This window comes from Paenibacillus puerhi, from assembly GCF_009846885.1.
Taxonomy (GTDB): domain Bacteria; phylum Bacillota; class Bacilli; order Paenibacillales; family NBRC-103111; genus Paenibacillus_G; species Paenibacillus_G puerhi.
Map to the genome: position 1 here is coordinate 147,175 of NZ_WUWM01000007.1, position 23,913 is coordinate 171,087.

24 protein-coding genes and 1 riboswitch are annotated in these 23,913 nt (G+C 57.4%); of the genes, 2 read left to right on the forward strand and 22 right to left on the reverse strand.

Going from position 1 to position 23,913, the window contains the following annotated elements:
• Positions 1–224 precede the first annotated feature (224 nt).
• The 3 genes from GSF01_RS08115 to GSF01_RS08125 form a co-directional block, all read right to left on the reverse strand.
• On the reverse strand, positions 225–1,448 hold the full coding sequence (locus GSF01_RS08115; RefSeq protein ID WP_159882692.1) for an aminotransferase class I/II-fold pyridoxal phosphate-dependent enzyme: 1,224 nt from the start codon (positions 1,446–1,448) through the stop codon (positions 225–227).
• 158 nt (positions 1,449–1,606) lie between these two features.
• Positions 1,607–2,641 carry a site-2 protease family protein gene (locus tag GSF01_RS08120; protein WP_235941358.1) on the reverse strand — a complete coding sequence of 345 codons (1,035 nt, stop codon included), beginning with the start codon at positions 2,639–2,641 and terminating at the stop codon, positions 1,607–1,609.
• 85 nt (positions 2,642–2,726) lie between these two features.
• On the reverse strand, positions 2,727–3,101 hold the full coding sequence (locus GSF01_RS08125; protein ID WP_159882695.1) for an arsenate reductase family protein: 375 nt from the start codon (positions 3,099–3,101) through the stop codon (positions 2,727–2,729).
• Positions 3,102–3,279: 178 nt separating this feature from the next.
• On the opposite strand from GSF01_RS08125, the gene GSF01_RS08130 reads away from it, so the two are divergent.
• Entirely contained in the window at positions 3,280–4,023 is a 744-nt protein-coding gene (locus GSF01_RS08130; RefSeq protein ID WP_159882696.1) for a YdcF family protein, read from the forward strand.
• Positions 4,024–4,144: 121 nt separating this feature from the next.
• Here GSF01_RS08130 and GSF01_RS08135 read toward each other — a convergent pair whose 3' ends face one another.
• The 12 genes from GSF01_RS08135 to GSF01_RS08190 all read right to left on the reverse strand — a co-directional run bounded on the left by GSF01_RS08135 (position 4,145) and on the right by GSF01_RS08190 (position 16,834).
• Positions 4,145–5,107, reverse strand: coding sequence for an RluA family pseudouridine synthase (locus GSF01_RS08135; RefSeq protein ID WP_159882860.1), 963 nt, complete (start codon positions 5,105–5,107; stop codon positions 4,145–4,147).
• Positions 5,107–5,673, reverse strand: coding sequence for a cob(I)yrinic acid a,c-diamide adenosyltransferase (locus GSF01_RS08140; protein ID WP_159882697.1), 567 nt, complete (start codon positions 5,671–5,673; stop codon positions 5,107–5,109). The genes GSF01_RS08135 and GSF01_RS08140 overlap by 1 nt, the downstream gene beginning before the upstream one ends.
• A gap of 36 nt (positions 5,674–5,709) precedes the next feature.
• On the reverse strand, positions 5,710–8,559 hold the full coding sequence (locus tag GSF01_RS08145; protein WP_159882698.1) for a cobyric acid synthase: 2,850 nt from the start codon (positions 8,557–8,559) through the stop codon (positions 5,710–5,712).
• 16 nt (positions 8,560–8,575) lie between these two features.
• Entirely contained in the window at positions 8,576–9,472 is an 897-nt protein-coding gene (locus GSF01_RS08150) for an adenosylcobinamide-GDP ribazoletransferase (RefSeq protein WP_235941348.1), read from the reverse strand.
• Positions 9,451–10,431, reverse strand: a complete 981-nt coding sequence (cbiB, locus tag GSF01_RS08155; protein WP_235941359.1) for an adenosylcobinamide-phosphate synthase CbiB — start codon at positions 10,429–10,431, stop codon at positions 9,451–9,453. The genes GSF01_RS08150 and cbiB overlap by 22 nt, the downstream gene beginning before the upstream one ends.
• A 40-nt stretch (positions 10,432–10,471) precedes the next feature.
• A complete protein-coding gene (gene cobU / locus GSF01_RS08160; RefSeq protein WP_159882866.1) occupies positions 10,472–11,047 on the reverse strand; it encodes a bifunctional adenosylcobinamide kinase/adenosylcobinamide-phosphate guanylyltransferase in 576 nt (191 codons plus the stop codon).
• A gap of 11 nt (positions 11,048–11,058) precedes the next feature.
• Complete coding sequence (gene cobT / locus GSF01_RS08165; RefSeq protein WP_159882699.1) at positions 11,059–12,132, reverse strand: nicotinate-nucleotide--dimethylbenzimidazole phosphoribosyltransferase; 1,074 nt, start codon at positions 12,130–12,132, stop codon at positions 11,059–11,061.
• A complete protein-coding gene (locus GSF01_RS08170; RefSeq protein WP_159882700.1) occupies positions 12,125–12,916 on the reverse strand; it encodes an ABC transporter ATP-binding protein in 792 nt (263 codons plus the stop codon). The genes cobT and GSF01_RS08170 overlap by 8 nt, the downstream gene beginning before the upstream one ends.
• 51 nt (positions 12,917–12,967) lie before the next feature.
• Positions 12,968–14,011 carry a FecCD family ABC transporter permease gene (locus GSF01_RS08175; RefSeq protein ID WP_159882701.1) on the reverse strand — a complete coding sequence of 348 codons (1,044 nt, stop codon included), beginning with the start codon at positions 14,009–14,011 and terminating at the stop codon, positions 12,968–12,970.
• The gene (locus GSF01_RS08180; RefSeq protein WP_159882703.1) at positions 14,012–15,031 is read right to left on the reverse strand and encodes an ABC transporter substrate-binding protein; all 1,020 of its coding nucleotides are present in this window, start codon (positions 15,029–15,031) and stop codon (positions 14,012–14,014) included.
• Between the two features lie 168 nt (positions 15,032–15,199).
• Positions 15,200–15,418, reverse strand: a riboswitch (cobalamin riboswitch).
• A 112-nt stretch (positions 15,419–15,530) separates the two neighbouring features.
• Positions 15,531–16,088, reverse strand: coding sequence for a hypothetical protein (locus GSF01_RS08185; RefSeq protein ID WP_235941349.1), 558 nt, complete (start codon positions 16,086–16,088; stop codon positions 15,531–15,533).
• Positions 16,089–16,279: 191 nt separating this feature from the next.
• On the reverse strand, positions 16,280–16,834 hold the full coding sequence (locus GSF01_RS08190; protein WP_159882707.1) for a DNA-3-methyladenine glycosylase: 555 nt from the start codon (positions 16,832–16,834) through the stop codon (positions 16,280–16,282).
• A gap of 118 nt (positions 16,835–16,952) precedes the next feature.
• Here GSF01_RS08190 and GSF01_RS08195 point away from each other — a divergent pair, with 118 nt between their 5' ends.
• A complete protein-coding gene (locus GSF01_RS08195; RefSeq protein ID WP_201305338.1) occupies positions 16,953–17,546 on the forward strand; it encodes a uracil-DNA glycosylase in 594 nt (197 codons plus the stop codon).
• A gap of 98 nt (positions 17,547–17,644) precedes the next feature.
• On the opposite strand, the gene GSF01_RS08200 is transcribed toward GSF01_RS08195, so the two are convergent.
• From GSF01_RS08200 to GSF01_RS08230, 7 genes are all read right to left on the reverse strand, one after another.
• A complete protein-coding gene (locus GSF01_RS08200) occupies positions 17,645–17,911 on the reverse strand; it encodes an aspartyl-phosphate phosphatase Spo0E family protein (protein WP_159882709.1) in 267 nt (88 codons plus the stop codon).
• 132 nt (positions 17,912–18,043) lie between these two features.
• Positions 18,044–19,243, reverse strand: a complete 1,200-nt coding sequence (locus GSF01_RS08205; protein WP_159882711.1) for an aminotransferase class I/II-fold pyridoxal phosphate-dependent enzyme — start codon at positions 19,241–19,243, stop codon at positions 18,044–18,046.
• A gap of 15 nt (positions 19,244–19,258) precedes the next feature.
• Complete coding sequence (locus tag GSF01_RS08210; RefSeq protein WP_159882713.1) at positions 19,259–19,750, reverse strand: Lrp/AsnC family transcriptional regulator; 492 nt, start codon at positions 19,748–19,750, stop codon at positions 19,259–19,261.
• A gap of 145 nt (positions 19,751–19,895) precedes the next feature.
• A complete protein-coding gene (locus tag GSF01_RS08215; RefSeq protein WP_159882715.1) occupies positions 19,896–20,198 on the reverse strand; it encodes a hypothetical protein in 303 nt (100 codons plus the stop codon).
• Positions 20,199–20,630: 432 nt separating this feature from the next.
• A complete protein-coding gene (gene cysK, locus GSF01_RS08220) occupies positions 20,631–21,557 on the reverse strand; it encodes a cysteine synthase A (RefSeq protein ID WP_159882717.1) in 927 nt (308 codons plus the stop codon).
• Between the two features lie 130 nt (positions 21,558–21,687).
• Complete coding sequence (locus tag GSF01_RS08225; protein WP_407945752.1) at positions 21,688–22,923, reverse strand: MFS transporter; 1,236 nt, start codon at positions 22,921–22,923, stop codon at positions 21,688–21,690.
• Positions 22,924–23,220: 297 nt separating this feature from the next.
• Positions 23,221–23,736, reverse strand: coding sequence for a hypothetical protein (locus GSF01_RS08230; RefSeq protein WP_201305339.1), 516 nt, complete (start codon positions 23,734–23,736; stop codon positions 23,221–23,223).
• Positions 23,737–23,913 lie beyond the last annotated feature (177 nt).

Genomic DNA, 23,913 nt, shown 5'->3' on the forward strand with positions numbered 1-23,913 from the left:
GCTCTCGGCCGCCCACGATCCCGACTGCTACGGGAACAGCTTCTTTGACGGCCCTCCGGCTTTGCTTACAGCTAATCACAGGAGACCCCTGTATGAAAGCTATCCCTAGCCAAATAGGGACCGCTTCCTACTGGAAGCAGCCCCTGGGTCACAGTCGCATCGTCGACGTATATTATGAACACGCGGATGGGTAGACAGAAGCTTTATGAAACGCTCCAGCCCCGCTACATTTCCCCTGTCCCTTGAGCAGTGAGCGTGCTGTCCTTCACTTGGCTAATGGAGCGCATGAATTCACCCATTCGCAGAACTGCCTCCTTCAATCGAGCCTCTTCCTGAACCAGCGCAATTCTGACATATCCTTCGCCTTCTTGACCGAATGCGTCGCCCGGTATGACAACAACGCCGGCAGAGTACAGCATTTCCCGGGAAATTTGTCGAGATGTCCAGCCCTTCGGAATCGAGGCCCAAATGAACATCGAAGCCTTGGGCTTGCGGATTTCCCAGCCGAATTCCCGTAAGCCATCAATGACAATATCCCGGCGGCGCTCGTAAAGCGCGGCTACGGATTGGCTGCCCGGCTCCATATCCTCTCTCATCGCCTCGATCCCCGCGCGTTGCACGGCAAGAAAGACGCCATAATCGATATTCGACTTGAGTGTGCGCAGTGCGCGCACTACATCCGGCTGGCCGACCATAAAAGCAATCCGGCACCCTGCCATATTAAAGCTTTTCGACAGCGAATGAAATTCGACAGCAACGTCCTTAGCTCCTTCGACTTCAAGCACGCTTGGAGGCCTGAAGCCGTCAAAGGCCATTTCCGAATAGGCGACATCATGTACGAGCAGAATCCCATAGCGACGGGCAAAATCGACCAGCCGTTCGAAGAAAGGAATCGTCGCCACCGCCGATAGCGGGTTGCTCGGATAGTTCAGCAGCATGAACTTGGCCTGCCTCAGCACAGACTCCGGAATCTGTTCCAGCTGGGGCAAAAAATCATGCTCTTCCCGGAGCGGTATCCGGTAAGGCTTCACCCCGGCCAGCACAAGACTGGCCGAATAAATCGGATAGCCCGGATCGGGCACGATCGCCACATCGCCCGGATCGGTAACCGCCATCGCCAGATGGGCCAGCCCGTCCTGGGAGCCCATCAGAGCAACAACCTCGGAATCCGGGTCCAGCGAGACGCCGAATCGGTAGCGATACCAATCCGCTACCGTTTGACGGAATTCCGGTGTTCCTTCCGTACCCGGATACCCATACTGCATCGGATCGAGCGCCGTTTCGCTCAGCGCCTTCCGGACTCTGTCAGACGGCCCCCTGTCAGGACTTCCGATTCCCAGGTCGATGACGTCGACTCCCCGGGCTATCACTTCCTGCTTCCACTGCGCCACCTCAGAAAAAATAGCCGAACCGAGCTCGGCCAAACGTTTGGACTCCCAGCGCTTCATCGCATCCCTCTCCCCTTACCTCTGCATCGCCCGGTTTACCGGACCCTCGGGTTTTGTCCCATCTTTCTCTGCAGTCATCCCGGATGGATCCGGCCGGCCTAGAGGTTCCTTTGTTCTAATCCGAACGGCATGCCTTCATTCGTTAACTCCATACATGCTTAGCGGCCCATGAAGCTTATGCCCGACAATTCATGAACCCCGAACATCAGAAGCAGCAGCGCCGCAGCCAGCGACATATAGCCGATCCCGAATTTCCACCTGGTGGCAGGCAGCACCTCGTAGTACTTATCGTTCACATAAGGCGAATAATCGACCTGACAATGAATGGCCAGCTGCAAGCCCTCATCTTTCTGAATCCTTTCGAGACCCGTAACGTGGGCCCGGTGGATCAAACCCTGCTGGGTCATGGGCACGGTCCCGTGAAAGTTGAGCCCTTCCCAGAATAAATCGACGCGCTGGGTTTCGTCCTTCAGGTCCGTATACGTAGTGAACGGCAGCTCCCGCTTATGCTCAGGCCCGGGCAGGATGTAGCCTTGCTCGATCAGAGGCTCCGCAGGCACCATGAAAGTCAGGGATACCGAGCGGATATCCGTTGGTTTTCCCCCCTTCCGGTTCTTCACGTATTTCACATACAAGTCATAAGCAAACATGGCCCAGATAAGAAAGAACAGCCAGCTCTTCAAATACACGATCACTACAAGCCCGCCTATCAAGCCGACCAGCCACAGCCATCGGGTAACCGCCGTCGCAATCCGCCCCCCGTCCAGCGGATGAATGGGCAGCAGATTGATCAGATTAAGGAAAAAGCCGGTATAGGCCAAGCTGTACAGCAGCCCGCTGTCCCATATATAAGCGGCGGCCAAGACAAGGACCGCCCCCAGCGTGCCGACCAAGGGACCGCCCATCGCGACGTAAGCTTCTGTGGCGGCATCGCGCGGATGACGCTTCATATTGATCATCGCGCCCAGGAACGGTATGAATACCGGCGCGCTGACCGGAAGACCCTTGCGCTTGGAGGCCCACACATGGCCCATCTCATGAACGAAGATGAGCAGGACGAACCCCACCGCGAATTGCCACGGAAATCGTAGAGCATAAGCCCAGATGGAGACAGCCATCGTGATGATCGCGCCCCCGGCTTTGCCCAGCTTAAGCAGAGGGAGCAGAACTTTCAGCTGCGACAGTATGAACATGGCCGCAGCTCCGATATACCAAAACGGATTTTGCTTTTTACGCTTTGTTTGCCCCAAGTTGGTTCCACGCCCCTTAGATTCTGATTTACCGGCTCCAGGCCTCGTCATAAGCTTCAGGCTTGAAGCCGATGGTCACACGCTTCCCATCCGTTGCGATCGGCCGTTTGATCAGCATGCCATGCGCGGAGAGCAGCTGCAGCTTTTCCTCCAGCGACATACCGGCCAGCTTGTCTTTGAGCTGCAGCTCCTTGTAGACTTCGCCTGACGTATTAAAAAATTTTTTGATGTCCAGACCGCTTAACGCGATCAGCTCCTGCAGCACGGCGACGCTTGGCGGCGTCTCCTTGATGTGAATTCGCTCCAGGGACCAGCCCTCGTTCTGCAGCCATTTTACGGCACTGCGGCAAGTTCCGCAGGGAGGATACTCATAGATCGTTATGTGATCAGTCGATTCGTTCACGCACCTCATCCTCTTCTATGAAAATAATCGGTCATTGACGCCCTACTCATTATACCGATGAACGTCAGCAAGCTGCAAATGACGGCTCTAGTCCTTCCGGGGGGTTGAAAAACAACGGACTTGCCTCCATAATGGGTACGCATGGAAATCGCTAGACGGTAAAGGAGTCCGACCGGTCATGATCTATTTCTTAAAGGCCCTGTACAGCTTCCTGCTGCCTCCCGGAATATTCATCCTCCTGCTGCTGCTAGCGGCGGCAGCCTTCCTCCGTTTCAACCGTAAGGCGGCCTTGTTCATCGGCGGCTCAGCGCTGCTTCTGTACGCCCTGTCGACTCCCGCCTGGGCCGATGCCGTTATGGGCGGGCTGGAGAGACGGTATGCCCCTCCCCCCTCCATCGAAGGAGATGCTTATGTCGTGCTTGGCGGCGGCTCCCTCTCAGGAGTACCGAGCCCGGCAGGCGAAGGCCAGCTGTCGGGGCCGACGCTGCAGCGGGTCGTAACCGCCGTCCAGCTATATGCGCGCAAGCCGCTGCCTATTGTATTCTCAGGCGGGCAGGTGTACGCCGCCTCCGGCAACGAGGGGCATCTTGCCAAGCGGATGCTGATCGAGCTGGGCATCCCCGAAGAGCAGATCCTGGTGGACGATACAAGCCGCAATACCCAGGAGAATGCCCGTAACACGCAAGCCATTTTGACGAAACAAAGGCTGAACGAGCCGGTGCTGATTACCTCGGCCTTTCATATGGCGCGTGCGGTGAAGCATTTCGAAGCTCAGGGAGTTGACGTCATTCCATATCCCACAGATTTTCGCACAAGGCTCAGCGGGCCGCCCCGGGCCTTTACCCAGCTTTGGACGCCGCAGGCAGGCGCGCTGGAAAATCTGTCGGTTGCCATGAAGGAATATTTGGGCATGCTGCAATGACCGCTTAAGAAATGTACGTAAAAAAACGCAAGCCGTTCCGGCTAGACAGCGGAATGCTTGCGTTTTGACTTGCGGAAAGATACAGCGCCGCAAGACCTTCTATAGCGTTATGCGTCCTCTTTTATCCGCCTCCGGCCAGTCCGGCTTGTCCGGCTTGTCCGGCTGTCCCGCCCTGCTCCAGTCTCCGCGCGCACTCCAGCATATCCTCCGGAACCGGCGCCTCGAACTCCATCCACCGCTTCAGGATAGGGTGCGTCAGACCCAGCGTGGCCGCATGAAGCGCCTGTCTGCCGATCAGGCCGCCGTCTGCTTCAGGTAGACCGTACATGCTGTCGCCGACCAGCGGATGCCCCAGATGCTTCATGTGCACGCGAATCTGGTGAGTACGTCCGGTTTCCAGGCGCAGTCTGACCAAGGTAGCGGCCCCGTAGCGCCGCTCTACCCGGTAATGGGTCACAGCCCGGTATCCGGTCTCCGTCACGATGCGCACATGGGGAGAGTCGGGATCGCGGTCGATAGGGGCATCGATCGTACCCACCTGTGCCTGGACATCCCCATGCACGAGCGCCACATACTCCTTTTTCAGGCCATTCGCTTGCATTTGCTCCGAGATTTGTTGATGGACATACGGGTTTTTGGCGATCGCCAGAGCCCCCGACGTTTCCTGATCCAGCCGGTGAACCGGTCGAAAGCGGAAGCTTGCTCCCTGCTCTCTCCAATAATGAATGACGCCGTTGGCGATAGTCCCGGTATAGTGGCCGTGGGTCGGGTGAACGATCACGCCGGCCTGCTTGTTCAGCACGAGCAGCTCATCATCCTCATACAGAATGCTCAGAGGCATCGGCTGCGGCAGGATGTCCTCCGAATCCTCCTCGGCCATGCGGGCCGCTACCAGGTCGCCCGTTTTTACAGCCACATCGATATATTTGCGCTCGCCATTAACCGTGATCCCTTCCTCGGTCAGCTTCAGACGGGAGATCAGCTTGCGGGACAGGCCCATCCGCTTCTGCAGCACCGTCCGCAGCAGCAGACCTTCATCATCAGGCGGCACTTTATACTCCAAAGGTTTGTAGTAAGTTGTCATCACTTCCGGCGGAACACCTCGGCGCTCCGTACGTATTCCACGTCGGGCACGCCTGCCCGGTGATTGGCCGTTCTGGCGATCGTGAAGAACAGGTCCGACAGCCGGTTCAAATACCGCCGCACCTCCTCATTGATCGGTTGAGTACGGGCCAGCGTGACCACCCGGCGCTCCGCCCTCCGGCATACGGTACGGCACACATGCAGCGTTGAGGACGCCAGGCTGCCTCCCGGCAGGATGAAGCGCTTGATATCGGGCGTCTCCGCATCGTATTTATCGATCCAAGTCTCCAGACGCTCCACCATCTCCGCCTTCACCTTATACGGACGAAGCTCCTGCTTCAACAGCGCGAGATCCGATCCGCAGTCGAACAGCTCATGCTGAATCTCCAGCAGATCGGCCAGCAGATCCGAGTCACGCTCCGGGTCCAGGAAGCCCATAGCCTGGCCTACATAGCAATTGAGCTCGTCGGTCGTTCCGTAGGCTTCCACCCGGTCATCGTCCTTGTCCACACGTCCGCCGATCACTCCCGTCTGACCGGCATCACCAGTTCGAGTATAAATTCGCATACCTAGCCCTCCTAGATTTGACTTAGCTCTTACCGCTTACCTGATCATCTCATATAAACGAGTCATATCCAAGCTGCTTCTCACGTGCTCGGCCAGCCGTTCGAATGCGGCCTCCCGCTGCTCCTGGAAACGCAGCTCGGCATCCAGCGGCTCCCAGCCCTTATCTGTCCGGATTCGGTTCAGGAAGGCGCGCCGAAAATCATCATTATGCAGCACGCCATGAAGGTAAGTCCCCCATATGCGTCCGTTCGCCGTCACGACACCATCTCGGATGCCCCCATCCCCTCGACTGGAGGATGGTCTGCCGCTCCGCGTTGGCCCGTCTTCCGTGCCAGCTGCGCCTGTATACGCGATATTATCGGTTTTCAAAGTAAAAGCATGCTCGACCGGCTCGAGAAAGGACGTACGTCCCATGTGGATCTCGTACCCCGTTATCGGGTAATGTCCGTTTGGCTCGGCATAAAGCGTCGTGCTTCCTTCCACCCGGACGGTGCGCTTGTCCGCGACGAATACCGTTTCTGTAGGCAGTAAGCCCAGACCCGATAGTTCAGGACGGTCGGATTCGACCAGTTCGGGATCGAGCAGCCGCATGCCCAGCATCTGGTAGCCGGCGCAAATACCGACTACATGCCCGCCCTCTGAAGCGAGCTGTACGACCTTTCCGTCCAGTCCGGCTTCGCGCAGGTAGACCAGATCGTCCACCGTATTTTTGCTGCCTGGTACGATAACCGCATCCGGTCGCCCGAATTCGGCCGCCTTCGTCACGAATCGTACGCGGACATCCGGCTCCTGAAGCAGCGGATCGATATCGGTAAAGTTGGATAGCCGCGGATGGCGGATCACGACGATATCCAGCTTGCGACGCTCGGCCGCCTCATCAATGACCGCTTCCGGCGGGGCCCCCGCCTCTGTCAGCCTGCGCTCCAGCGAAGCCGAATCCTCATCCTCCAGACCGAGATCGGGCAGATAGGGAATTACCCCCAGCACAGGCTTGCCCGTACGGGCCTCCAGCCAGTCCAGGCCCGGCTTCAGCAGCGTGACATCGCCGCGGAACTTATTGATCACGAACCCTTTAACCCGGGCCCGTTCCTCTTCAGTCAATATTTCCAGCGTGCCGACTAGCGATGCAAATACGCCCCCGCGGTCAATATCCGCGATGAGCAGCACCGGAGCATCCGCCCAGCCGGCTAGCCGCATATTGACGATATCCCGGTTTTTCAGGTTCACCTCCGCCGGACTGCCCGCCCCCTCGATCACCACGACATCAACCGAATGCCGCAGCCTGTGGAGCGCTTCCTTCACCACGGCCTCCGCCTCAGGCAAATACTTCTCCCTGTAGGTGCGGGCGTCCAGATCGCGGTAAGGCTTGCCATGGACGACGACCTGCGACACCATGTCCTTCTTGGGCTTCAGCAGAATCGGGTTCATATCGGTCGTCGCCGCGATTCGGCAAGCATCGGCCTGCATCCCCTGCGCCCGGCCGATTTCTTTGCCGTCCGGGGTGACATAGGAGTTCAGCGACATGTTCTGTGACTTAAACGGAGCAACCCGATAGCCGTCCTGGAGCAGGATACGGCACAACGCCGCCGTCAGCAGGCTTTTGCCTACATCCGAGGCGGTGCCCTGCAGCATAATCGTCTTCGCATAGCCGCTTGCCCGAGTTGCCGAAGCGCGGCTTTCTGTCCAGGAAGCTAAGCTTGTCCCGTTTGAACCCGGGCGAGCCTCCGCCGACAAGGGCAGCGTGTGCGAAGATGGATCCAAGACACTCGCGCTGGTCTCCGACCGCTCGCTCGTCTTGCTCCCTTGCAGGGCATCCAAGGCTTCCCCCAGCACTTGCAGCAGGGCAAGGTTGCCTGCTTCGTCCTTCACGGCCAGCCGTCCGAAGGTATCGTCCAGTCCCGCGAAGGTGGACGCATCGCGCAGTAGCACGCCTCTGCGGCCCATCTCCCGCTGCAGCCCGGCGATCTTCAGGCCGAGCGGCTTGACCGAGAATAAAATAAAATTCACGTCGCTGTCGTACACCTTAAGCCCCAGCCTGCGCAGCCCGGCGATCAGCTTCTCCCGGGCCGGAGCCAGCCAGGCCAGCGTCCGGCGAGCATACTCGCGGTCGTCGAGCGCTGCCAGACCGATCCACTGGGCGAGCGCATTGACGCTCCACTGCACCTGAAGCCGTCTTAGCCGGGCTATGACGTCCGGATGCGCGATTGCGTAGCCCAGCCTGATCCCCGGCACGGCATAGAACTTCGTCATCGACCGGATGACGATCAGATGAGGGCTCTTTGCCGCTTGTCGAGCAAGCGTCAACTCCTCCTCGTCCTCGGTAAAGTCGAGGAACGCCTCGTCTACAATCACATCCGTGCCGTTCGCTCCATCGGCCAGCCAGCCCCGTACCGGCTTCGGCAGCACCTGGCCGGTCGGATTGTTCGGATGCCCCAGAATCAGGGCGTCGCAGCGGACCGCGGCTTCCCGGACGGCATCCAGCGTTAGCTGAAAGCCGTCCGGCTCGCTCGTCGGGATGCCATATACGCTGCCTCCCGCCCGCTCCACCGCCTCGCCATACTCGCCGAACGACGGGCAAACAAGCCCCGTCACCCGAGGGCTGAGTACGCGGACCGCCAGATCGATCAGCTCTGCCGCCCCATTGCCGACCAGCACGCTGGCTGGAGGTACGCCATGCTTGGCAGCCAGTCTGGCGGTCAGCTCCCGCACTGCCGGATCGGGGTAGTGAATAAGCTCCCGCCAGCGCTCTGTCATAATCGTCCTTACCGCATCCGGAGGACCCAGCGGATTCATATTGGAGCTGTAGTCGATAAACCCGTCCTTAGGTCTACCAAACAGCTCCGCAGCGGTCCATAGATCGCCGCCATGTCCATAACGTTCCAGCATTGTTTTCCGCTCCCCTCTACCACTGAGCCGCCAGCACCAGCAATACCAGCAGAAGCACGGCCTCCAGCAGCTCATTTATCGCACCATACGTATCGCCCGTCAGTCCCCCCAGCTTGCCGTGCAAGTATGCCGCCATCGCTGTGCCGGCAACAACCGTCGTCGCGACCGTCGCCAAGGCCAGGAACAACCCTTGCCCCGCTGTGAGAGACAGCCAGCCCAGGCTCATAGGCAGACCCAGCCCGGCCGCTGTCAGCACAACCGCCAGCCCTGTCGAAGCTCCTACATGCGGAAGACCAACGCCGCGGAAAAACCCGCCTATCCCGCCACTGGCAGATGAACCTCCAGCCCCGGAAGAGGTCGAATCCGGCTGGACGCTGCCGGCTCGGGCATAGGGCCAGCCCCAGATCGCAACGACCATAAACCAGCGGCTCCACAGCGTAACGAGCGGCAGCAGCAGCCAAGGCGATGCGCCTGCGCCGCCTGAATCTGGCGCTAGTTCCGTGAGCAGCGTCCATTTGGCCAGCAGCAGTAGAACGCACACGATCACCCCCATCGCGCCGACCCGGCTGTCTTTCATAATCTCCAGCATGCGCTTCCTGGAACGGTGGCTCAGCACGCCATCGGCCGTATCCATCAAGCCGTCGAGATGAAGCGCTCCGCTTAGCGCGACCCAGCAGCCAAGCGTAAGCGCAGCCGTTACGGTCGCCGGCAGCCCCAGCCCATCGGCAAGCAGTACGCCGAACGCTGCTGTCAGAGAACCGAGCAGCCAGCCCGCGAGCGGGTAAAAAATGACGCTCCGTCGAAACAAAGCGTCATCATAATGCAGCCGAACCGGTACCGGCAGCCGGGTCAAAAACTGCAGAGCCGCCGCACAAGCGGCGCCGGCCTCTCTTATAACACGAGCAGTCCCCACACGAGCAGCCCCCCCGCCATCATATAACTGACTCCGTATAAGATACGGACAGTAGCCTTGATATCGCTCCGCTGCCGTTCTCGCAGCGGCCAGCCCATCCTCGCCCGTTCGCTGGTGCGGCCATGGTACACATTGACCCCGCCAAGCTCAATCCCGAGCGCTCCGGCCACCGCCGATTCCGGAATACCGCTGTTCGGACTCGGATGCAGCTTCGCGAAGCGATGCACCGCACGAGCCGAGCGCGGGCCCGACAGTCCCGGCACCGCATATGCCCAGCCGATCAGCAGCAGTCCGGCGAGCCGCGCCGGGATATAATTGAGCACGTCGTCCCAGCGGGCCGACGCCCAGCCGAAGTCGGCGTACTTGTCATTCTTGTAGCCGACCATCGAATCAAGCGTATTCGCCGCGCGATACAGCATCGCGAGCGGCGCGGCTCCAAGCAGCGCGTAGCATAACGGGGAAACGAAGGCGTCGACTATATTCTCCGCCACCGTCTCCACGGTCGCCCGCGTCAGCTCCGGCTCCTCCAGCTTCGTCGTATCCCGCCCGACGATGTAACCGGTATATTGCCGGGCCTCATCGAGCCGTCCCTCGCTCAGCGGCGTATACACCGCCATCGCCGCCTCCTTCAGGCCCTTCACGGCCAATGCCGTAGACATGAACCAGACGTTGACGGCATAGCCGAGCCACGGGTGGATCCAGTCCGCCGCCAGTACGACAGCGGTCATCGCCAGAAAAACCGGCAGCAGGGTAAGCAGGACGAGCAGAATGCCGCGCAGGCGAAGCGACGCCGATGACAGCGGCTGATCTGCAGGTCGCAGGCGTCTCTCCAGCAGCCCGATCCATTGCCCGATCCGCACAACCGGATGAGTCAGCCAGCGCCAGGCCGGATCGCCGATCACCCAATCTACGACGATCGCGGCAAGCGCCATCCAGAGCGCCTCCTCCAAGCTATACATCCCTAACAAATCTTGTCCCTCGCCATCTGTTGTATAAGTTTCAGAACGAAAAGGCCCGGCTCTTCAGCTCTACCGGAACGCCGGCGGTTACAAGAAAAAGCTGATCCGCTTCCTGGGCCAGCCGCTGGTTCATCCGGCCCGACGCATCGCGAAAAAGCCGTCCCAGCTTATATTCCGGCACCAAGCCGCTGCCGACCTCGTTGGTCACAAGCACGACGGGCTGCCTGGCCGCGCGGAAGGCCTCCACCAGCTCGTCTACCTGCTCTTCCAGCAGGCGAGCTGCCTCCTGCTCCGATTCCAGCCGAAGCAGCCAGTTGGACAGCCACAGGGTCAGACAGTCCACCAGGACGACCGGAGCCTGCGCCTTGCGGATCGCCTCGGCGAGCCCGTACGGCGTCTCGGCCGTGCTCCAGAGATAACCGCGAAGCTCGCGGTCCCGCCGATGCAGCGCGATGCGCTCCTCCATCTCTTCGTCATAAGCCTGGGCCGTGGCGATATACAAGCCATTCTCACCGAGCGTAGCCGCGTATCGCTCCGCGAAGGAGCTCTTGCCGCTGCGTGCGCCGCCCGTCACGAGCACCTTTCTGCCTGCCGTCCTATTCTCCTTAGCGTACATCTCACCCGCCTTCAAGCTTGGCGTGCCTCCCCGCTTTGCGACACACCGGCATCGGCGAAAGTCGCCATTTCCTTCATAATCAGCACCGACGCCTCAATAATAGGAAAGGCCAGCACAGCCCCCGTTCCTTCTCCAAGCCGCATGTCCATGCGCAGCATCGGCTGGAGGCCGATCCGTTCCAACAGACGGGCGTGGCCCAGCTCTTGCGACAGATGCGACGCAATCATATACGACGCGCTGAGCGGAGCGATCCGGGCTGCCAATAAAGCCGCAGCCGACGAGATAAAGCCGTCGATAACGACCGGGCAGCGGTGACGGGCGGCTCCCAGAATAACGCCGACTAGGCCAGCGATTTCTAGTCCTCCGACCTTGGCCAGCACATCGATAGGGTCCTGTGCATCCGGTCGATTGACGGCGATAGCCCGGGCGATTACGTCCCGCTTATGCTTCAGACGCTCATCGTCGATCCCGGTTCCCCGCCCGGTAGCATCCACCGGATCGGTATCCCCAAGTACCGTAAGGATCGCCGAGCTCGCCGTCGTATTGCCGATCCCCATCTCTCCGGTAGCGAACATCCGATAGCCTTGGCCGACCATCTCCCCGACCAGCTCGATGCCCACGGCTATCGCGTCCTCCGCTTCGGATCTTGTCATCGCAGGACCTACCGCCATATTAGCGGTTCCCATCCGTATCTTGCGCGACACAAGAGCCGGATGGCTCAGGTCCGCATTCACGCCTATATCCACGCAGACGACGTCCGCCCCGGTCTGACGGGAAAGCACATTGACCGCCGCCCCGCCGCTCAGGAAATTCAGCACCATCTGGGGTGTCACAGCGGCCGGGAAGGCACTCACGCCTTCCTCGCATACTCCGTGATCGCCCGCCATCACGATGACTGCCTTACGCGACAAGTCCGGCGTCAGCTGCCCCGTCATTCCAGCTAGCTGCCTTGCGGTTTCCTCCAGACGGCCAAGGCTGCCCGGGGGCTTGGTCAGACTGTCCAGCCGTTCGGACGCTTTGGACACCCAGGCTTCATCCAGCGGTGCAATCTCCGATACAGCCTCCTGCCAAACACGCTTACTCATCCTGATCTCCTCCTGCCAATAATATTTGCGGTACGCCATTCGCCGGGTGGGCCAGCACATGGGGCCGGGTTCCGTATACTTCCTCCAGCAGCCCGGCCTGCAGCACCTCCTGCGGGGTTCCGCTAGCCGCCACAACTCCTTGATGAAGCAGCAGCAGCCGGTCGCAATACTGGGCGGCCAGATTCAAATCATGCAAGACGGAAATGACCGTCATGCCGCATTCCTTCTGCCAGCGGCGAACTCGATCCATCATCTCCACTTGATAGCCGATATCGAGAAACGTCGTCGGCTCGTCCAGCAGCAGCAGCCGGGGCTCCTGCGCCATCGCCTTGCCTAGCGCCACGCGCTGCCGTTCCCCCCCGCTCAGCTGCTCCACGGAACGGTCCCGGAGCGGCTCCAGCTTCAGCCATTGGATCACCCGTTCGACGAGAGCGCCCGTATCCCCCGCTTCATCCCCCAGCCAGTTCTGATACGGGTATCGCCCCATCTCGATCACTTCCTGTACGGTGAAGCCGATCGGCGGAAGCGCATCCTGCTGCAGGACCGCAACCTGACGGGCCAATGCCTTTCGAGGGTAGCTTTCGACGGGCTGCCCCCCCAGCCTGATACTTCCGGCATCAACCGGCTCGACGCCCGACAAAGCCTGCAGCAGCGTCGTTTTGCCGCTGCCGTTGGGACCGAGGATGCAGAACCATTCCCCGGGCTGCACCTGAAATTGCACCGAGTCCAGCACGACCCGCGTTCCATATCGCTTATGCAGTCCCTCTACCGCAACCTCGATCATGTTGTTGTCTCCTCCTTCGATATCCGGCGAATCGAACCGCTGCCGGGCCCGTCAAGCTCCTTGTCCGCCGGCGAGCCGCTTGCGCCGCTTTAACAAGTAGGCGAAGAACGGCGCCCCCATGAAGGCCGTCACGACGCCTAGCGGTATTTCGGTCGGCGCTAGCAGCGTACGGGCCAGCGTATCGGCCATGAGCACATAGATCGCGCCTCCTATGACGGATAAAGGGAGCAGCAGCCGGTAATCGGGACCCACAAGCAGTCGAATCAGATGGGGAACCAGCAAGCCTACAAAGCCGACGACCCCCGTCACCGAGACCGCCGCCGCCGTGATCAAGGTGGCGGCGACCAGAACGACGAGCTTGGTGCGCTCGACATGCACGCCCAGGTGCGCCGCCTGCCGCTCGCCGAGAGCGAACAGGTTCATCGCCCGGCCATAGCCGAGCAAAATAATCGCTCCTACCGCCAGATAAGGCAGCATGACCAGGGAGTAAGACCAGCCTCGAAGCGCCAGACTGCCCATCAGCCAGAAAATGATTTCATTGATCACCTGCTTCGACATGGAGACCATCAGCGATACCATCGCCGACAGAAAGGCCTGCAGCACGACACCGGACAAAATGACCGTTTCGATTCGCAGCTTCCCGTCCGTTCGGGCCAGCAGCAGCACCAGCAGCAGCGAAACCGCACCCGTACAGAACGCTATGGCGGGCACGCTCCATTCGCCGAACATGTATTGCAGTCCGAATAAAATAAGAAAGGAAGCGCCTACCGACGCTCCCGATGACACACCGAGCGTATAAGGATCGGCCAGCGGATTGCGCAGCACGCCCTGGAAGGCAGCCCCTGCCAGACCAAGTGCGGCGCCTACGAGCATGCCGAGGACAATCCTCGGCAGACGTACCTTCCATACGATCTGCTCCGAAGAGGTTGGCCAATTCACGTCGATCCGCCCCTCCATCCCCGGCAGGTGATGAAACAGGATGCTCCAGACATGGATAAACGGCACCCGCACCGAACCGACCGAGAGCGCTACGGTCACGGCCAGCAAGAGCAGCCCGAGAGCCGCTCCGCCCCATACCATGAGCTTACGCTTCATTTATTGCACCAGTTCGGGATAGATCCCCTTGGCGATTTCCTTCATGCCCTCTACGATCCGTGGCCCCGGACGACTCGTCGTATCTTTATCGATCCCGGCCAGCTTGCCTTCCTTCACCGCATCGATCTGATCCCAGCCGCTGCGCTCGCGGATGATCTGATCCAATGTTTTTTTCGATTTATCGTCAATCAGATTATTCGGATACAGGATAACCTTCGGATTCTCCGCAATTACCTTTTCTTCACTCAGCTTGACATAGCCCTTCTCGGACGCGTAGACATTGATGCCGCCTGCGGTTTCGATCAGCTCGCTCAGAAACTCGCCGGAGCCGACGGTCCAGCCCGGATTGAATTCGATGAATACCTTCTTCTTCTCTTCCGGCTTCAATCCTTTCACCGCATCGACAATCTTCTGACGGTCCGCCTTCATATGCTCGACCAGCTTCTCGGCCTCGGCCTGACGGTCGAAGATCTCGCCCATCATCAACAGATTGGCCAGCACGTCGTCCACCGTCTTCGGCTGAACCTGGAACAGATTGACCTTCAGCTCGCGAAGCTTCTCCACCGTCGGCGTCTTCATCGATACGCCCGTTAGCGCCAAGTCGGCGCCCGCTGCAATGATCGCTTCTTCGTTTGGCTTAGTAATGCTGCCGAGCTTTGGCTTCGACTTTGCCTCAGCCGGATAATCGCAGTAGTCCGACACACCTACTACCTTATCGCCTAGTCCCAGGGCGAACAGCATTTCCGTTTCGCTCGGGGACGTGGAGGCGATCCGTTCCGGGGCTTTCTCGAAGACGAACTCTTTGCCGGTTCCGTCCTTCACCTTAAGCGGGTACGTCGTGCGCTTCGCCTGCGACTCGCCTGGCTTCGAGCCGCTCTCCGCCTTCGGCGGGTCCACAAGCTGTCCCTGGTTGGGCGTCTTAGCCGTTTCGCCGCAAGCCGCGAGCGTTCCCGCCAGCGCCAGACTCAAAATAACCGTCAATAGTTTCCTCGCCGTTCTCTTCCTCATCTTGTTTCTCATGATCATTTCTCTCCCCTATTCTATATTTGTCTCCAAACGAAAAAAACTCTGCCTACGGACACCGGTCCGGAGCAGAGGACAGACTTAGGCCGACCGATAGGCGCATCCTTCCCGCCGCTTCGCCGGTCGTCGTCTTGCCGCTGCCGCTCCTTTATCCTCGAAAGGAATCAGCTGTGACGGTTGCAGGCAGGTTTCCTGGCTTCCGGGCTCCTTACGGCGCACTCCGACCTTCCCATTGCTCGCGCAGCGAATCAACAGTGGCCATGCTCGGAGGCTTATCGCCCGGTTACAGTGGCGGGACCGCGCCGGAGTTCCACCGGCTTCCCTTTTAACCCGAGGGGCGTAGATAACGCCGAATCGTCGGGCACCTGAACCGTTTTCACCCCGGATGGTCCGGGGCCGCTTGCTCATAACTTCTTCTTCTACCAACTGGCTTACAGTTTCTCACGCTTTCAGCTAAATGGTCAAGCGCGCAGGCTTCCCTATCGCCGCCTTATCGTTACTTCTGTGCGATATGCTTCATGACCTGCTTCGCCTTCTCGATATCCTTTGCATTCTGAGGGATAAATGCATACAAGTCTTTCCCGTTGAGCTTCAGCTCTGTGAACCACTTGGTTTGCTCCAAGGGAATGCCGTAAAGATGCTTCTCCAGCTTGGGATTCGCCTTGTCCGCAGCCTTGCCGTTCTCCTCCTCAACAGGCAGCTCAAGCACACCTTCAGGGAAATCAGCCGGGCTTGCCACATCATCCAGCGGAACGAAGCCTCCTTGCCTGCTCATACCCTCAAATTGCTCGCCGGGGACGACCAAAATACCATTGCCGCCTGCGGCTATCTCGACAATCAACTTTTCCATAGAGAACATCGGCGATGACGATATGGAAACCGTTGGAGCCTCTCCCACCTTCTCGATGAGCGCCGCCTCCAGCTTCTGGGCAACTTCGCCAGGAACACCGGTTTTAGACATCATGAAGATCGGCACATCCGCCTTCGGGCCGCCCCCGCATCCCGCCAGAATCAGCACTAAAAAGGTACAGATGAGCCAGCTACCTTTCCTCAAAACCTTTCCCTCCATCCGATAAGTTCATCAGCTAAATAGGCAATCTGTTTAACCTTCTCATCGTCATATCTTACCATACCGGAAACTTTGTATCAAAAACTATTTACTTCATTAAATGGTTCGCCTTTTGTTTTACATGATTAACCAGCCACGCTGCCTTAAGAAGATATCAGATGCCCTGGATTTTGGGGTCATGGATCAACGGCTAAGAATCGCCAAAGCAGATCAGTACCCTTGGAAATCCCGATCCGCTTCGTTTTTACAGTGGTCAGGTTCCGTTCCTTTTGCAGCCATGTCATGCAATTGTTTGGATCGGCAAGAAGGTCATACCCATTCATGTCCTTCGTGATATTCAGTCCTTGGGTAAGCTTCGCCGGACCGTTTAATAGCGTCTTGTCCGATTGGTTAGGCCGGTTAGCGCGAATCAGATCCATACCTTCTACAGGTCTGGCGCCACGTATTAGCACCGCACCTACCATTCCAGGCTCATGGGCTACAACATTCATGCAGAAGTACTTCCCGTAAATAAAATAAATATACAACCGCCCCACCTCTCCAAACATCAATCGGGACCGTGGAGTCATTCCTCGATAGGCGTGGCTTGCAGGATCTTCAGCGCCCTTATAGGCTTCCGTTTCGGTGATTTGTACGCGAATTATGCCTTCGTCTGTTTGCCTGACAAGGTAGCAGCCGATCAACTGCTCCGCCACCCAAACCGTATCTTGTTCGAAAAAATGTCTGTTCATAGGCTTGCTTTTCTCCCTCGCATTGGGCATTCTATATGGCTCTTAAATTTTTCTTATAGTAAAGGTTTACGGCGGGCACAATGGATACATCATGACGTGCAAGAGGAGGAAGTCCGCGATGACACCTAATAGGAATGAATCACTCGTGATCCTGCCTGAAGAATCGGCGCCACAAGCTGTTAAAGATTGTACACGCTGCGAACTTGCTAACCAGCGGACTCGAGTGATCTGGGGCGAAGGAAACCCCGCCGCTCCGATCCTGCTGATTCTGGATAATCCGGGAGCAAGGGAAGACCGGCATGGCAGCTCGTTTCTGTGCGGCACTCGAGAGACGCTCCAACGCGGCATAAAGGAAGCAGGCTTAGAAACTGATTCGATTTATATCACGTATCTGCTCAAATGCAGACCGATCCGCGCCTACGATAAACCAGCCGCCCGAGAAGCTTGTTCGCCCCATCTGCGGCTGCAGCTTCAGGAGAAGCGGCCGTTACTGCTGTTCGGATTCGGTAATGTTGTGGCCGAAGCTTTGCTCCCTTGGATGGAGAATGCCAGCGTAAAGGATCTAAGAGGGACCTGGCATGAATTTCAAGGGATCCCTATCGGGTTTACCTACCACCCTCTTGCAGTAAGAAGGCGTCCCAATTTACTCAAGTTTTTCGTAAATGACCTGGTTGCTCTGAAGGAGAGATGGAGAAGCACTGATTCCCAGTAACCAAGCCATACAAGCATGCAAGCCATGCCTAACGAGTCCCCGGACCTTCCCCTTGACCCCGCGCGCAAACACTTCCAGATGAGAAAAGAAGCCGCTTCTCAGCGGCCTCTCGGGTTACGATTCATGTATTCATTAATTTTGATATCCAATTCCATACTGATCTCAACAACGCGAGGGGAGGTCAAGCTGCTACCGCTTTGGACCAGCGCCTCCAGCTCCTGACGCAAGCCGTAGATTTCATCTTCTAAAGACGCAGATGACGAGATTGCTCTTCGTTTCCCAAAAATCCACTTGGCCTTATCGTCGTTTTCATGAATCCATCCGACTTGAAGGTTTTGCCGAAGCCGATATTCCGGAAAAGCCATTGTTCATCCCTCCCTGTTCCCGATCTTTAGACCCACAGATGAAAAGCTTCATAAAAGGTTAAAACTGTGAAACTTCCATGTATCTAACATACCAGTTTTAGGAGAACTTGAAAATGGCTTTTTTTGTCGAAATTACAACTTTTTCATGAAATTCCCTATCCGATCGAACGCTTCGGTCAATTGGCTCACGGAATAAGCGTAAGAACACCGCAAAAAGCCCTCTCCGCCTAGCCCGAATACATTGCCGGGGACCGCCGCGACCTTCCCTTCGAATAACAGCCGGGTGGCAAACTCATCGGAACTAAGACCTGTTGCCTGTATGGACGGGAAAGCGTAGAACGCTCCCTGAGGCTCATGACATGGAAGACCGACTTCCCGGAAGCCCTGAACAACGAGACGCCTGCGCTGATTGTAGGATTCCACCATCCGGTCCTTCTCTTCCATCCCGTTGCGCAGCGCTTCGATAGCGGCTATTTGACCCATTGACGGAGCGCACATGATGGTGTACTGATGAATTTTGAGCATGCCCGCGATCAGTTCGCGGTGCGCGCACACATAACCCATCCGCCAGCCCGTCATTGCGAATGACTTGGAGAACCCGCTCACCAGGATGGTTCGATCGCGCATACCCGGGATCGAGGCGAAGCTGACATGCTTCTGCTCGTAAGTCAGCTCGGCATAGATCTCATCGGAAATGACGATCAAATCGTTCTCTTCGACGATCCTGGCGATAGGGAGCCAGTCGTCATAGGTCATGATGCCCCCCGTCGGATTGCTCGGATAGCATAGAATCAGGACTTTGGAGCGCGGCGTAATGGCAGCCTGCAGCGCTTCCGGGGTCAGCTTGAACTTATCCTTCGCGAAGGTCTCGATGCCGACAGGCTTGCCGCCGCTCAGCTTGGCTATAGGACCGTACGTAACATAGGTGGGCTCGGGAACAAGAATCTCATCGCCAGGCGAGACGAGCGCGCGCAAGGCCAGATCGATCGCTTCACTGCCGCCGACCGTCACCAGCACTTCATCGGACGGCTCGTAGGGAACCTGGAAGGAATCATACAAATATTCCGCTATCGCCTCGCGAAGCTCCGGCAGCCCGGAGTTCGGCGTATATTTCGTATTGCCGCGCTCTAGCGCATACACACAGGCTTCTCTGACATGCCAGGGCGTACTGAAGTCAGGCTCGCCCACGCCGAGTGAGATGATATCCTTGCTGCCGACGGCAAGGTCAAAAAACTTGCGAATGCCCGAAGGGGGAATATCCCTTACGACCGGTGTCAGATAGCTGCCCATGGATCTGGGCGTCTGTCCGGTGCTTTGTTGCTGCTCAATCATCGTCCTCAGCGTCCTTTACGGTGAGATTAAGAGACGGCGATCATCCTCGTGATCCTCGAAGCTTATTCCGTCCTGCTTATATTTTTTTAGAATAAAATGCGTTTTGGTCGACAGCACGCGATCGATCGGAGACAGCCGGTTCGATACGAACGAGGCCACTTCCTTCAGCGTCTTGCCTTCGATTTCGACGAGAAGATCGTACGCTCCCGACATCAGGTACACGGATTTAACCTCCGGATATAAATAGATCCGTTCCGCGATGGCGTCGAAGCCGCGTCCGCGTTCCGGAGTGATTTGTACTTCAATCAAGGCGGTTACCTTCTCGCTGTCCACTTTGGCCCAATTCACGACCGTCGCATATTTCACGATAACGTTCGCTTCCTCAAGCTCCTTGATCGCCCCCGCCACCTCCGCCTCGGACGCCCCCAGCAAGGTTGCGATCAGCGCAGGGCTACGGCGCGCGTCTTCTTTCAGCAGATCAATGATCTTCATTTTGAATTGTTCCATGATTTCATCCTCCTGATCAAGGTCATGCATGCCAGCATAAAGCTATCGAGCTTTTGCTTATCTCTCCATATTACACCTATCGATCTTGCTTGGCAAAGAAAAAAAAGCCCTTGCGGGCGTAGGCTGTAACGGGCATGTCTGCCGTTCATCCGCAAACCGTTGCGGCCGTCTTGCGGGGAGCTGCGTTCAGCAGCTTGCTCATGTACGTTTCGATTTCGCGATTGCGGTAAGCGGGAAGTATAGCGAACTCCGGCTCTGAACAGCCTTCGTCCCACTTGCCCAGACCGATCAGCCGATCCCGGTCATAGGCTGCAAGGATGCGGCTTGAGCTGCCGCGTAGCGTTTCATATTCAAAGGCCTGCAAAGCTGAAGCCGGGCCTGTCAATGCATCAATGAGCTGCCGAACGTGCGCCTCGCACGGTAATTCGTTATGCAAAGCAATTTTCATGATCACATGTCCCTCCCAGTATACTGCTTATAGTCGCTGTAACGACTCGTTACTTATTATTATACATTATAATGAATAAATATTCAAACTATATGTTGACCGGCTTGTACACAATCTCCTGCACTCTTCGAGACCGATCCGCCACCCCTAACAAGAACGGGCAAGCCCCGTTATTTTACGCTTTTCCATCCCTTTTCATCTTATGCTGGAGCACTGGCAAAAGGAATCGTACCGTTCTGGCAGAGGTTACAACTTTCGAAGCTGCTACCGGCAAAGTTACAGCTTTCCACGCTACTTTCTTTCGCATTAGCACCAATTCCTACAAAACCCTCCGCCTACTAGCGGACTTCGTTGATCCGCATAACAACCTTACCTGACCTTCCGCGAAAAAGAGAAATACCCGGGTTCCGTGGGCGGAAGCCGGGTTTCGCTTCAAAAAATATTCATGCTCAAATACCGCTCTCCGGTATCCGGCGCTATGCACAGCACCCGCTTGCCGGGTCCCAGCTTGCGCGCAACCTGCAGTCCGGTCCATACCGATGCGCCTGCCGAGGGGCCCACCAGGATCCCCTCCTGCTTGGCGAGCTCACGCATCGTATGCAGAGCATCGTCATCGGCTACCTGAACAATCTCATCGTAGATGTCTGTGTTTAGAATCGCAGGGACAAATCCTGGGCTCGTGCCCACAAGCTTATGGGGCCCCGGCTCGCCACCGGACAGCACCGGCGATCCCTTAGGCTCTACCACATAGACTCTAAGGTCCGGGAGGGTCTTGCGCAGCTCCTCGCCTGTACCCGTAATCGTCCCCCCTGTCCCGGAGGTGGCCACGAAAGCGTCAAGTCTGCCTTCCATCTGCTCGAGAATTTCAGGCGCTGTCGTCATCCGGTGTATGTCGGGATTAGCCTTATTCTCGAACTGCTGCGGGATGAAGCTGTCGGGAATCCCGTCGCGTAGCTCCTCAGCCTTCTTGATCGCTCCCGGCATCCGCTCGGCCGCCGGCGTAAGAACGACCTCAGCGCCGTAAGCTTTCAGCAGGTTAATGCGTTCCTTGCTCATATTATCAGGCATGACAAGAATCGCCTTATATCCCTTGGCCGCGGCATTCATCGCCAAGCCGATCCCCGTATTGCCGCTAGTCGGCTCGATGATGGTCGCCCCGGGCTTCAGCTTGCCCTCAAGCTCGGCCTGAGCGATCAAATTATACGCGGCCCGATCCTTCACGCTGCCGCTTGGATTAAAATATTCCAGCTTTACATACAGCTCTGCATCCTGTTCGCCGGTCAACCGGCGAATTTTTACCGCCGGCGTTCCGCCAATAAGCTCCGTCACGCTGTTAACCATCAAAGTTCGTCTGTCCATTCTTAAAGGCAGCTCCTTCCGCATCCTGACCCTTGGCTATTTACGACTAATGCTATGGCCTTAATTGTTATAGACCCGAGGGAACTTGTCAAGGGAAAATGGGGACCCCCCACAGGCGCGGGGAACCGATTCAAGCCGCATGCGCCTTGCGCATAAAGTAATAAGCGATCAAGGGAGAGCTGCCTAACCCGAGCAGAAGCACGTTCATCGCGGCCGGGGAGCTGGTTAAGGAAACGACAAGAATGAAGATGGCCGTGCCAAGCAGCCGCCCTGCGTTAAGGGCCAGCTCGCGCATAACGATGTATTCTTCCCGCCGTTTGACGCTTTCCTCGTCCTGGCCGATCAGATCGAAGACGATCGTCGTCATTGGGATTCCGTATAGCGGGTAAAATATCGCCGCCCCAATACCGAATATAAGCAGAGTGACGAAGGTAACCTTCCAGAAAAACGGCAAAATAATGGCGACCAGCATGACAACGCCGATCAGCATCGCCTTCGGGCGGTACCTCGGCTTCAGGAATCTTCCTGCCAGCATAAAGCACACAAGGGCCACTGCCGAGGAAATCAGGGCGAAATTACCCAGCTTCATCTCGCTGCCCGTATGTACGTAAACGAGCAGACCGATCATAAATCCGAACACCCCTTCCCGTACCCCTTGAGCCATCAAGGCCAAGCCGACCTTGCGCCAGGCCGTATCCTCTTGCCGCAGGCACGTCCAGGTCAGCATCCATTCGTAGGAACCGGAGGTCTTCCTTTTCTTCAGGAAAAAGCTGACGGCCGCTCCGATCAAAAAAACAATCAGCGAAATCGTAAAGATCAGCCGATAGCCGGTCTGCGCCTCCATCCGAACGATCAGAAATCCCGAAATCCATGGGGCGACCATACCCGCCCCGGAGCCCAGCAGCCCGGCCCATCCGTTGAAGCGATCACGATTACCGGGGCCTGTTACTTCGAAGTAAACAACGTTGAAGGCCAGCCAAAAGAAACCGGCCGCCATCCCCTGCACGACTGCAAGCAGCACAAAAAAATCCGCGGTCCGTACGCCGAACCAGAGCACAAGGATGTAGAATAGCGCGGATACCGCTACACCCGCGCGCAGGCAGTTCATTTTGTTATGCTCTTTCACCCATTTGCCCGCCACCCAAAATGTCAGGGCCATCGCTACGTAATGAACCAGCGTGAACCACCCAATGAGCGTAAAGTCATGCTTGGCTTTCCAAAGGTATACGTTGACGAAGGTACCCGAGAGAGCATTTCCTGCCGCGAACAGCCCATTGACCGCCAACAGCAGACGGGATTGTCCATCTAGCGGCTCTCCCTTCTTCCGGTCCTTCCCCGCGCCGGCTTGGCCACTCCGGCTTTCCATGGCTATCCCTTGCTGCTGTTTGCTTTCGGCCTCGTGCCGGGTGCGTACGCCATGATGCGGAAACTGCTTCGATCCGGTATGCATGCCCTCAATCCTATCCTTGGAATGTGTTAGTTAACGTTCCCCATTCTCCAGGAAAGCATGACTGTATAGCAAAAAAAAGAAACCGTCTGCCGCAAGCGGCTTTTAGTTTCTTGCCCTTTCCTTCATCGGCGTCGCATCCACAGCGTAGCAGCGTCCTCGGCCGTACGCTCTACCCTTCACGTTATCCGGCCTTCCGACTTCGGGCCTTCCGCTTTACTGGCTTCCTACCTGTTTGAGCAGCTGCGCAAGCTTCAGGCGGTCCTTCTCTGCCAAAATATGCTCCACCCTCAAGCAGGACGGGCAAACGAATACCTCCGTGGAATAGCCCTCCGACAGTATAGGTGCCCCAGCGGTTTTCTGTACGACAGGGATGAACGCGCTCCCTGCGGTCTGTGTCCCGGCCAACAGCATGAAGCTTTGGCAGGATGAACATTCAGGAGCTGTCTCCTGGTGGTCCAGCACCCGCTGAGCACCCTCCTCGTATTCATCCATCGCTTGCAGCTCGTTCTCGTCAAACTCGTCGTACGACTCGTAGTCCTCATCTTCATCGTCCGTGTCATCGAACTCAATCGGCTGTCCGGTCTGCTTGACCGTTAGCTGAATGCTGCGGTACCCTCCCAGTTCATTAAAGCAATGAGGGCATTCTGGTTCCGGACCAATCTCCGGATCCCACACGATTTCAGTTTGACACCACGGACAAATCTGTTCCTCCGAATGCGACAACTTCATTCCTCCTCGAGACCCGTCCGCTCCACTACTTGGGAAGGCCGGAACTGGAATCCTTACGCATAATTAATAAAATAGTAAACGCCCGCGCCCAAAAAAACAAGCGCAAGCGCAAGCAAAATTCCCCATAAATATTTCAATGGCTGTGGCACCTCACCTGTGATATAAGGAATGCGGAAA

What these genes read in the sequence shown, in the direction of transcription:
- GSF01_RS08145 (WP_159882698.1), bottom strand. Translation starts at nt 8,559, where the DNA reads ATGCTGGAACGTTATGGACATGGCGGCGATCTATGGACCGCTGCGGAG.
- GSF01_RS08135 (WP_159882860.1), bottom strand. Translation starts at nt 5,107, where the DNA reads ATGACAACTTACTACAAACCTTTGGAGTATAAAGTGCCGCCTGATGAT.
- GSF01_RS08115 (WP_159882692.1), bottom strand. Translation starts at nt 1,448, where the DNA reads ATGAAGCGCTGGGAGTCCAAACGTTTGGCCGAGCTCGGTTCGGCTATT.
- cysK (WP_159882717.1), bottom strand. Translation starts at nt 21,557, where the DNA reads ATGGACAGACGAACTTTGATGGTTAACAGCGTGACGGAGCTTATTGGC.
- GSF01_RS08200 (WP_159882709.1), bottom strand. Translation starts at nt 17,911, where the DNA reads ATGGCTTTTCCGGAATATCGGCTTCGGCAAAACCTTCAAGTCGGATGG.
- GSF01_RS08225 (WP_407945752.1), bottom strand. Translation starts at nt 22,923, where the DNA reads ATGGAAAGCCGGAGTGGCCAAGCCGGCGCGGGGAAGGACCGGAAGAAG.
- GSF01_RS08215 (WP_159882715.1), bottom strand. Translation starts at nt 20,198, where the DNA reads ATGAAAATTGCTTTGCATAACGAATTACCGTGCGAGGCGCACGTTCGG.
- GSF01_RS08140 (WP_159882697.1), bottom strand. Translation starts at nt 5,673, where the DNA reads ATGCGAATTTATACTCGAACTGGTGATGCCGGTCAGACGGGAGTGATC.
- GSF01_RS08195 (WP_201305338.1), top strand. Translation starts at nt 16,953, where the DNA reads ATGACACCTAATAGGAATGAATCACTCGTGATCCTGCCTGAAGAATCG.
- GSF01_RS08205 (WP_159882711.1), bottom strand. Translation starts at nt 19,243, where the DNA reads ATGATTGAGCAGCAACAAAGCACCGGACAGACGCCCAGATCCATGGGC.
- cbiB (WP_235941359.1), bottom strand. Translation starts at nt 10,431, where the DNA reads ATGTATAGCTTGGAGGAGGCGCTCTGGATGGCGCTTGCCGCGATCGTC.
- GSF01_RS08180 (WP_159882703.1), bottom strand. Translation starts at nt 15,031, where the DNA reads ATGAGAAACAAGATGAGGAAGAGAACGGCGAGGAAACTATTGACGGTT.
- GSF01_RS08130 (WP_159882696.1), top strand. Translation starts at nt 3,280, where the DNA reads ATGATCTATTTCTTAAAGGCCCTGTACAGCTTCCTGCTGCCTCCCGGA.
- GSF01_RS08210 (WP_159882713.1), bottom strand. Translation starts at nt 19,750, where the DNA reads ATGGAACAATTCAAAATGAAGATCATTGATCTGCTGAAAGAAGACGCG.
- GSF01_RS08120 (WP_235941358.1), bottom strand. Translation starts at nt 2,641, where the DNA reads ATGTTCATACTGTCGCAGCTGAAAGTTCTGCTCCCTCTGCTTAAGCTG.
- GSF01_RS08230 (WP_201305339.1), bottom strand. Translation starts at nt 23,736, where the DNA reads ATGAAGTTGTCGCATTCGGAGGAACAGATTTGTCCGTGGTGTCAAACT.
- cobU (WP_159882866.1), bottom strand. Translation starts at nt 11,047, where the DNA reads ATGTACGCTAAGGAGAATAGGACGGCAGGCAGAAAGGTGCTCGTGACG.
- cobT (WP_159882699.1), bottom strand. Translation starts at nt 12,132, where the DNA reads ATGAGTAAGCGTGTTTGGCAGGAGGCTGTATCGGAGATTGCACCGCTG.
- GSF01_RS08170 (WP_159882700.1), bottom strand. Translation starts at nt 12,916, where the DNA reads ATGATCGAGGTTGCGGTAGAGGGACTGCATAAGCGATATGGAACGCGG.
- GSF01_RS08190 (WP_159882707.1), bottom strand. Translation starts at nt 16,834, where the DNA reads ATGAACAGACATTTTTTCGAACAAGATACGGTTTGGGTGGCGGAGCAG.
- GSF01_RS08175 (WP_159882701.1), bottom strand. Translation starts at nt 14,011, where the DNA reads ATGAAGCGTAAGCTCATGGTATGGGGCGGAGCGGCTCTCGGGCTGCTC.